Source organism: Aliiruegeria lutimaris, from assembly GCF_900099935.1.
GTDB lineage: Bacteria > Pseudomonadota > Alphaproteobacteria > Rhodobacterales > Rhodobacteraceae > Tropicimonas > Tropicimonas lutimaris.
Map to the genome: position 1 here is coordinate 33,133 of NZ_FNEK01000047.1, position 6,816 is coordinate 39,948.

Annotated in this window: 7 protein-coding genes; 4 read left to right on the forward strand and 3 right to left on the reverse strand. The window is 61.4% G+C overall.

The features are described 5' to 3' along the window. The first annotated feature begins 47 nt into the window (after positions 1-47). Complete coding sequence (locus tag BLR85_RS18840) at positions 48-866, forward strand: MlaA family lipoprotein (RefSeq protein ID WP_244520782.1); 819 nt, start codon at positions 48-50, stop codon at positions 864-866. Continuing rightward, a complete protein-coding gene (locus tag BLR85_RS18845; protein WP_093160558.1) occupies positions 844-1,455 on the forward strand; it encodes an MlaC/ttg2D family ABC transporter substrate-binding protein in 612 nt (203 codons plus the stop codon). The genes BLR85_RS18840 and BLR85_RS18845 overlap by 23 nt, the downstream gene beginning before the upstream one ends. A 68-nt stretch (positions 1,456-1,523) precedes the next feature. Here BLR85_RS18845 and BLR85_RS18850 read toward each other — a convergent pair whose 3' ends face one another. Further along, the gene (locus BLR85_RS18850; RefSeq protein ID WP_093160563.1) at positions 1,524-3,755 is read right to left on the reverse strand and encodes a transglycosylase domain-containing protein; all 2,232 of its coding nucleotides are present in this window, start codon (positions 3,753-3,755) and stop codon (positions 1,524-1,526) included. 269 nt (positions 3,756-4,024) lie between these two features. On the opposite strand from BLR85_RS18850, the gene BLR85_RS18855 reads away from it, so the two are divergent. Then, the gene (locus BLR85_RS18855; RefSeq protein ID WP_093160568.1) at positions 4,025-4,363 is read left to right on the forward strand and encodes a P-II family nitrogen regulator; all 339 of its coding nucleotides are present in this window, start codon (positions 4,025-4,027) and stop codon (positions 4,361-4,363) included. A 31-nt stretch (positions 4,364-4,394) separates the two neighbouring features. Beyond that, on the forward strand, positions 4,395-5,720 hold the full coding sequence (locus BLR85_RS18860) for an ammonium transporter (RefSeq protein ID WP_093160573.1): 1,326 nt from the start codon (positions 4,395-4,397) through the stop codon (positions 5,718-5,720). A 265-nt stretch (positions 5,721-5,985) separates the two neighbouring features. On the opposite strand, the gene BLR85_RS18865 is transcribed toward BLR85_RS18860, so the two are convergent. Then, positions 5,986-6,372, reverse strand: a complete 387-nt coding sequence (locus BLR85_RS18865) for a rhodanese-like domain-containing protein (protein WP_093160578.1) — start codon at positions 6,370-6,372, stop codon at positions 5,986-5,988. A 110-nt stretch (positions 6,373-6,482) separates the two neighbouring features. Further along, positions 6,483-6,816 (reverse strand): transposase (locus BLR85_RS18870; protein ID WP_139188452.1); only part of this gene is annotated, 334 nt, incomplete at its 5' end.

A 6,816-nucleotide genomic window follows, 5' to 3' on the forward strand; every position in this document is an offset into this window, starting at 1 on the left:
CCGTTTGGGGCCGGTGGGTCGCCTGTCGATCTGGATGGCAAAATATGATGAACCTGTTGATAAAACGTATGTCCTTTCCCGATTCCAATTCCAGGAAACGTAGCGCCTGCGTCACGGCGTTGCTGGTGGTGTGCGGCTTGAGCGCCTGTGGACCCGCGCAGATCCCGTCGGAGATCAACGATCCCAACGAGGTCGCCAACCGGAGGGTCCACGAGTTCAACAAGTCACTGGACCAGGCGCTTGGCGGCGGGCCGGGCGAGGCGTCCGAGGACGGCATTGAGGCGCCGGAAGACGAGTCGCCGGCCAAGGAGGCCAGTCCGCTCCTGATCGCCGTGAGCAATTTCGGCACCAATCTCGACACGCCTCGCAAGATCGTGAACAGCCTGCTGCAGCTGCGCCCCGGCGATGCGGCGCATAACACCATGCGCTTCGGTATCAACTCCACAATCGGGGTTCTCGGGCTGATGGACGTGGCCGGGGCTGGCGGCCTGCCGGAAATCGACACCGATTTTGGTGAAACGCTGCATGTCTGGGGCGTGGGAGAGGGCAGCTATCAGGAGCTTCCGGTCGTTGGCCCATCCACGCAGCGTGACACGGTTGGCAGTGTTGTGGACTTTGCCATCAACCCGCTGTGGTATGTTTTCCCCTGGCCGGAGAACCTTCTGGCGAACGGGTTCACATGGGTCGCGGAAGGGACAGATCGCATTCGCTATGGGGATACGGTAGAATCGATCCTATATGAGTCCGAGGACAGCTACGCACAGTCCCGCCTGATCTACCTTCAGAACCGCCGGTTCGAGTTGAGGCGGGGCGACGTGGCCGAGGAAGACTATATTGACCCTTATGAGGAGCTATTTGGTGATTGATTTATCCCGACGTTCCACCCTTGGCGTTCTTCTTGCGGGCGCTGCCGCCGTGGCCATGCCGGGGGTCGCACTGGCGCTATCGCCCGACAAAGCCGTGCGGCTGGTCGAAGCGCTTATCGCCGATATCAACAAGGTGATTTCTTCCGGCAAATCCGAAGCGGCGATGTACAGGGAATTCGAGAGAATTTTTACCCGTTATGCCGACGTGCCAACCATTGCGCGCTATTCGCTGGGGGCCAATGCCCGCCAGGCGAGCAAATCCCAGCTCAGCGCCTATACCAAGGTCTACACCGGGTATATTTCACGCAAATACGGCAAGCGGTTCCGCGAATTCTTGGGTGGCCGCCTCGAGGTGCAGGACGCCCGGACCGTGAAGAAGAGCATCGAGGTGCGCACGGTCGCGCATCTGCGGGGCGAGGCGCCCTTCAAGGTGGATTTCCTCGTGCGCGACGGGATGAGCAAGTTCTACAACATGACGATCGATGGCGTGAACATGCTGCAACTGGAGCGCACCGAGATCGGTGCGATGCTGGATCGCCGCAAGGGCAATATCGACGCGCTCATCCAGGACCTGAAGACCGCAAGCTGAGCAGTCGTGACGTTACGGGAGGCGCAGCGCCGCTTGTGAGCGGCGCTGCCGTCAATTTCTCGGTCTGGTCAGTTTCGGCGCCCGAAGATTGAACCGACATCGCGCAGGATACGCTCGGCGAGGTTGTCCTTTTTCGGCTGCGGCGCCCGGGTATTGCTCGATTGGGCTGTGCCAGGCGCGCCTTCGCTATGCGGATCGGGTTGCGCGGCATTCTGCGGAATGTCCATCGGAAGCGGATTGATCGGTTTTCCCTCGTGTATCCGCACCATGGCCTCATGCCATATCTCGGTCGGCAAACCACCACCCGTCACGCCGGAGAGCGGTGTGTTGTCATCATATCCCATCCAGACTCCTGTGACGTAATCGGCGGTGAAGCCAATGAACCAGGCATCACGCGCGGCTTGCGTCGTGCCCGTCTTGCCGGCCGCAGGGCGTTCTCCCAGCTTGGCCCGCTGCCCGGTACCGGCCTCGACGACCTGGTTCATCATGTAGACGAGATTGCGCGCCGCCGTGTCCGAGATGACCCTTTCGCCAAAACCGCCGCCCTGGCCCATGAGCGGCTCGGACTCCCCTTCCAGGCGCAGTTCCATCAGGCCGTAGGGCGTGACCGAGCGGCCACCGTTCAGGATGCCCGCATAGGCCCCCGACATCTCCAGCAGCGTCGATTCCGACACGCCAAGCGCCAGCGCCGGGCCGACGGCCAGTTCGTTATCGATGCCGAAATCCGAGGCGATCTTGCGCACGTTCTCGCGCCCGACCGCTTCTGAGACCTTGACGGCGGGGATGTTGAGGCTGTCGGCAAGCGCCTTGGTCAGCGTCACCCGGCCCTTGAACTCGCGGCTGTAATTCTTGGGGCAGTAATTCGGTTGCCCCGGCAGCGAGATGCAATACGGCTCGTCCACGACGGTGGCCAGCGGCGTGTAGCCGAGATCCAGCGCGGCGGCATAGACGAACGGTTTGAAGGAGGAACCAGTCTGGCGCTTGGCCATGGTGGCGCGGTTAAAGGCCCCCGAGACACGCGTCTCACGCCCGCCGACCATGGCACGCACAGCACCGTCGGCCGACATCACCACGATCGCGGCCTGCGCCTCCGATCCGTCGCGGACCTTCTCCTGGAAGATGAACTGCAATGCTTCCTCGGCGGAGCGCTGGATGCCCTGGTCCAGCGTGGTGCGCAGGATCACGTCCTCGGTGGTATCGCGGGTCAGGTAGTTCGGGCCGGTATCCATGACCCAATCGGCGAAATAACCGCCCGCATGGGCCTGTGCCGCCTCGCTGAGAGTGGCCGGGTTTGCCCAGGCATGGTCGCGCTCGGCCTCTGTCAGGTAGCCTTGATCGTACATCAGCTTGATGACCGTATCGGCACGGTCCTGCGAGCGCTTCAGATTGTTCGTCGGCGCGTAGCGCGTGGGCGCCTTGAGCAACCCGGCGAGCATCGCCGCCTGGCCCGGCGCAAGCTGGCTGGCCGGAACGCCGAAATAGCGCTGAGATGCGGCCTCGAAGCCGCGCGCGGAAGCGCCCAGATAGGCGCGGTTGAAATAGATCACAAGGATCTCGTCCTTGGTGTATTTCAACTCCATCGCCATCGAGTAGACGGCTTCCTTGAGCTTGCGCCCGATCGTCGTGCGGCGGCAATCGGCCTCGTACTCTCCTTCGTTCATGCCCGTGGCAGGATCATAGGGAACGCCAAGGCAGAGCAGCTTGGCCGTCTGCTGGGTCAGGGTAGAGCCGCCATGACCGGAGAGTGCCGAGCGCCCTTCGGACAGGTTGATTCGGACCGCCGAGGCAATGCCGCGAGGGCTGATGCCCATATGCCAGTAGAATCGGCGGTCCTCCGTCGCGACGACGGCGTTTTTGGCATGGCGGGAGATCTGGCCGATATCGGTGATCGATTCGAATTGCTCGCCCCGCCAGGCAAAGACCTCGCCGTTGCGATCCAGCAGCGTGACGGAGCCGCGGGTGCGTCCGTCGATCTGCTCGGTGAAAGGCGGCAGTTGTGCATAGAAATACAGCACAGCCCCCGCGAGAATCAGGCCAAGAACAACCGAACTCCGCCAGATAATCGACCAGATCAGCCCCAGAACGAAGCCGATCGCACCACGAATCCAACCGAATACGCCGCGCCGCGGCGTCCGCGTGCTCTTGCGCGCCGTCGTCTTCCGACGGGACCGTTTCACGGACGCCGCCTTCGGCGCACTCTTTTTGGGAGTGCTTTTTTTCACGGGACTTTTGCCGCTTCCACCAGATGGGTAGCGCTTGTCTGCCCGCAGAGTCGGGCGTTTTCCGCCTGTGGAGCTCATTGGCGCCTCTGATCCGTTTCCTGCTCTTGTTTTAAGCCTTGTTATCTTGAATCGCGCCAGATTGGGAGCGCTCAGCGTTGGATCCGGCGTTCAGTATTGGATTAAAAATTGTGCACTCAATTAGAATTGTGCAAAAATTGTGCAATAAGCCCGGATTTTTGCCGGTCTGTCCCCCCCGCTTTTCTTGAATCCCTCCGCGTCCGGAGGCTGTCTTCCTCCATCACCACACAGCCGGGGTCCTCCCCCCGGCCAATCGGAAGGGGAGCAACGTGAAACTCATCATTGCAGCAATCAAGCCGTTCAAGCTCGAGGAGGTGCGCGAAGCGCTCACCGCAATCGGCGTACGCGGAATGATGGTGACCGAGATCAAGGGCTTCGGCTCTCAGTCCGGACACACCGAAATCTATCGTGGCGCAGAATATGCCGTGAACTTCGTACCAAAAATCAAGCTCGAGATCGTCGTGGCCGCCTCTATGGCCGACCAGGTGGTCGACACCATCCAGAAGACCGCCAAGACCGACAAGATCGGCGATGGCAAGATCTTCGTTCTCGACGTCGCACAGGCCGTTCGCGTCCGTACCGGTGAAACCGACAGCGACGCGCTCTGAGCCCAGGTCCAAACAGGGAAATCCACACGATATGAAACTGACCAAGTTCATTCCTGCGATTGCTGCGGCCGCCACGCTGGCCCCCGCTTTCGCTTTCGCGCAGGATGCCGCCTCCGCGGCGCCGGGCGAACAGACCGCTTATATTCTTACCACTGTCCTCTTCCTCGTGGGCGGCTTCCTGGTTTTCTGGATGGCCGCGGGCTTCGCCATGCTCGAAGCCGGCCTGGTGCGTTCCAAGAACGTCACCATGCAGCTGACCAAGAACGTGGCGCTCTTCTCGCTCGCCGCGATCCTGTACTACCTTGTCGGTTTCAACCTGATGTATCCGGGCGATGCCTGGACCATCCCGGGCGTGCTCGGCAGCTTCTCCATCACGTCACTTGAAGCCGTCGGCCTGCCGGCCGAGGAAGCCGCGCTCGACTACGCGTCCGTCGGCTCCGACTTCTTCTTCCAGCTGATGTTCTGTGCCACCACCGCGTCGATTGTCTCCGGTACGCTCGCCGAGCGCATCAAGCTGTGGCCGTTCCTGGTCTTCACGATCATTCTGACCGGCTTCTTCTACCCGATCGAGGCGTCCTGGCAGTGGGGCGGCGGCTTCCTGTCCGAGATGGGCTTCTCCGACTTCGCCGGTTCGACTCTGGTGCACGCCGCTGGTGGTTTCGCAGCGCTGGCTGGCGCCATCATCCTCGGCCCGCGTATCGGCAAGTACAAGGACGGTCGTGTCCACCCGTTCCCGGGTTCCAACCTCGCGCTGGCCACTCTGGGTACGTTCATCCTCTGGCTCGGCTGGTTCGGCTTCAACGGCGGCTCGCAGCTCGCCATGGGCACCGTGTCTGACGTGACCGACGTGTCCCGCATCTTCGCCAACACCAACACGGCGGCTGCCGGTGGCGCCATCGCCGCGCTGATCATGACCCAGGTCATGTATGGCAAGGTCGACCTGACCATGGTCCTCAACGGTGCGCTGGCCGGCCTGGTGTCCATCACCGCCGAGCCGCTGATGCCGTCGCTGACCGAGGCCACCCTGATCGGTGCGGTCGGTGGTGTGATCGTGGTCTTCGCGGTCCCGATGCTCGACAAGATGAAGATCGACGACGTGGTCGGCGCCATCCCGGTGCACCTGATCGCCGGCTTCTGGGGGACGTTCATCGTTGCCTGGTCGAAACCGGAAACGTCCTACATCACCCAGATCATCGGTTTCGCAACCATCGGCGCCTTCATGTTCGTCGTCTCCGCGATCCTGTGGTTCATCCTGAAAGTCACCATGGGTATCCGCGTCGACGCGGAAGCCGAGATCAACGGTCTCGACATCCACGAGCTCGGCATCGAAGCCTATCCTGAGTTCCACAAAGGCTGACCTCCCTTCCTGTCAGCCAGAACTGGCCCCGGATGCATCGCATCCGGGGCCTTTTTGATTCCGTCCAATCGTATGAAGGGCGTTTTCTTTTCCGGAATCGATCCTTCGGATCGTGCCTCCGGCGGAGGTACTTATTGGAAAGATGAAGAGCGCAGGTGCTCCGACTCTTCATCTTTCTCGAAGTACTTCGGGGGGAGCGTTAGCAAGAACGCGGGGGGCAGGCCCCCCTTTGGCAAGGCAGAAAACCATGCCCGAGCGGTGTCGTTCAGCCGTTCTTGCCAGGGACGCGGATCGTATTCCCGGTCGCCATGTCAGTGCCCATATAGGCCTGCCCCTCGTTCTTCCAGGCGTTGAACCCGCCGGCCATGTGCGCAACCGGCGCAAATCCCGCCTGCAGCGCAGCGCGGGCGACTCTCTCGGAGCGGAGGCCCGAGCCACAATGGAAAATGATCCGCTTGCCTTGCTGCGAGGGTAGCCGCTCGGCTTCGAAGAAATGCATCGGCAGCAGCAGTGCGCCGCGAATATGCTCGAAGGCGTATTCCTGGATGGTGCGCACGTCGATGATGGCGACCTTGCCGGCGTGCATTGCGTCGGCAACCTCGTCGGGAGTCCAGGTTTCCAGATCGCCGTACGGTGTGGATTCGATTTGCATGATCATCTCCTGAGCATGGTGAGGGAGGACTATGTCGTGAAGATTGGTCCTGCGTTGCCGGCGGTCAATCGAAAGCTGTGCGGCAAATGTTACTTTAGAGCGTGTCGCGTTTAATCGGCCTCATAGCCTGCGGCTTTGAAGTAGTTGTAGCATTCTTCGTCCGAGAAGAGGTTGCAGACCTGTCCGACGGCGGCCCAGAGTTGGTCATAGGTTCGCGCGGCGGCCTTCCTGATCAGTGTCTTGAGTTTCGAGAAGGCCATCTCGATGGGATTCAGATCTGGGCTGTAGGGTGGCAGGAACAGGAACCATGCACCAATCGCGCGTAGGGACGCCGCTGCGGCCGGGGCTTTGTGGCTCGACAGGTTGTCGAGTATGACAACGTCGCCTTCGCGCAGCGTCGGCCCCAGTTGGGTTTCGATGTAGAGGGCGAACATTTCGGCATTC

What these genes read in the sequence shown, in the direction of transcription:
- BLR85_RS18840 (WP_244520782.1), top strand. Translation starts at nt 48, where the DNA reads ATGAACCTGTTGATAAAACGTATGTCCTTTCCCGATTCCAATTCCAGG.
- BLR85_RS18845 (WP_093160558.1), top strand. Translation starts at nt 844, where the DNA reads ATGAGGAGCTATTTGGTGATTGATTTATCCCGACGTTCCACCCTTGGC.
- BLR85_RS18850 (WP_093160563.1), bottom strand. Translation starts at nt 3,755, where the DNA reads ATGAGCTCCACAGGCGGAAAACGCCCGACTCTGCGGGCAGACAAGCGC.
- BLR85_RS18860 (WP_093160573.1), top strand. Translation starts at nt 4,395, where the DNA reads ATGAAACTGACCAAGTTCATTCCTGCGATTGCTGCGGCCGCCACGCTG.
- BLR85_RS18865 (WP_093160578.1), bottom strand. Translation starts at nt 6,372, where the DNA reads ATGCAAATCGAATCCACACCGTACGGCGATCTGGAAACCTGGACTCCC.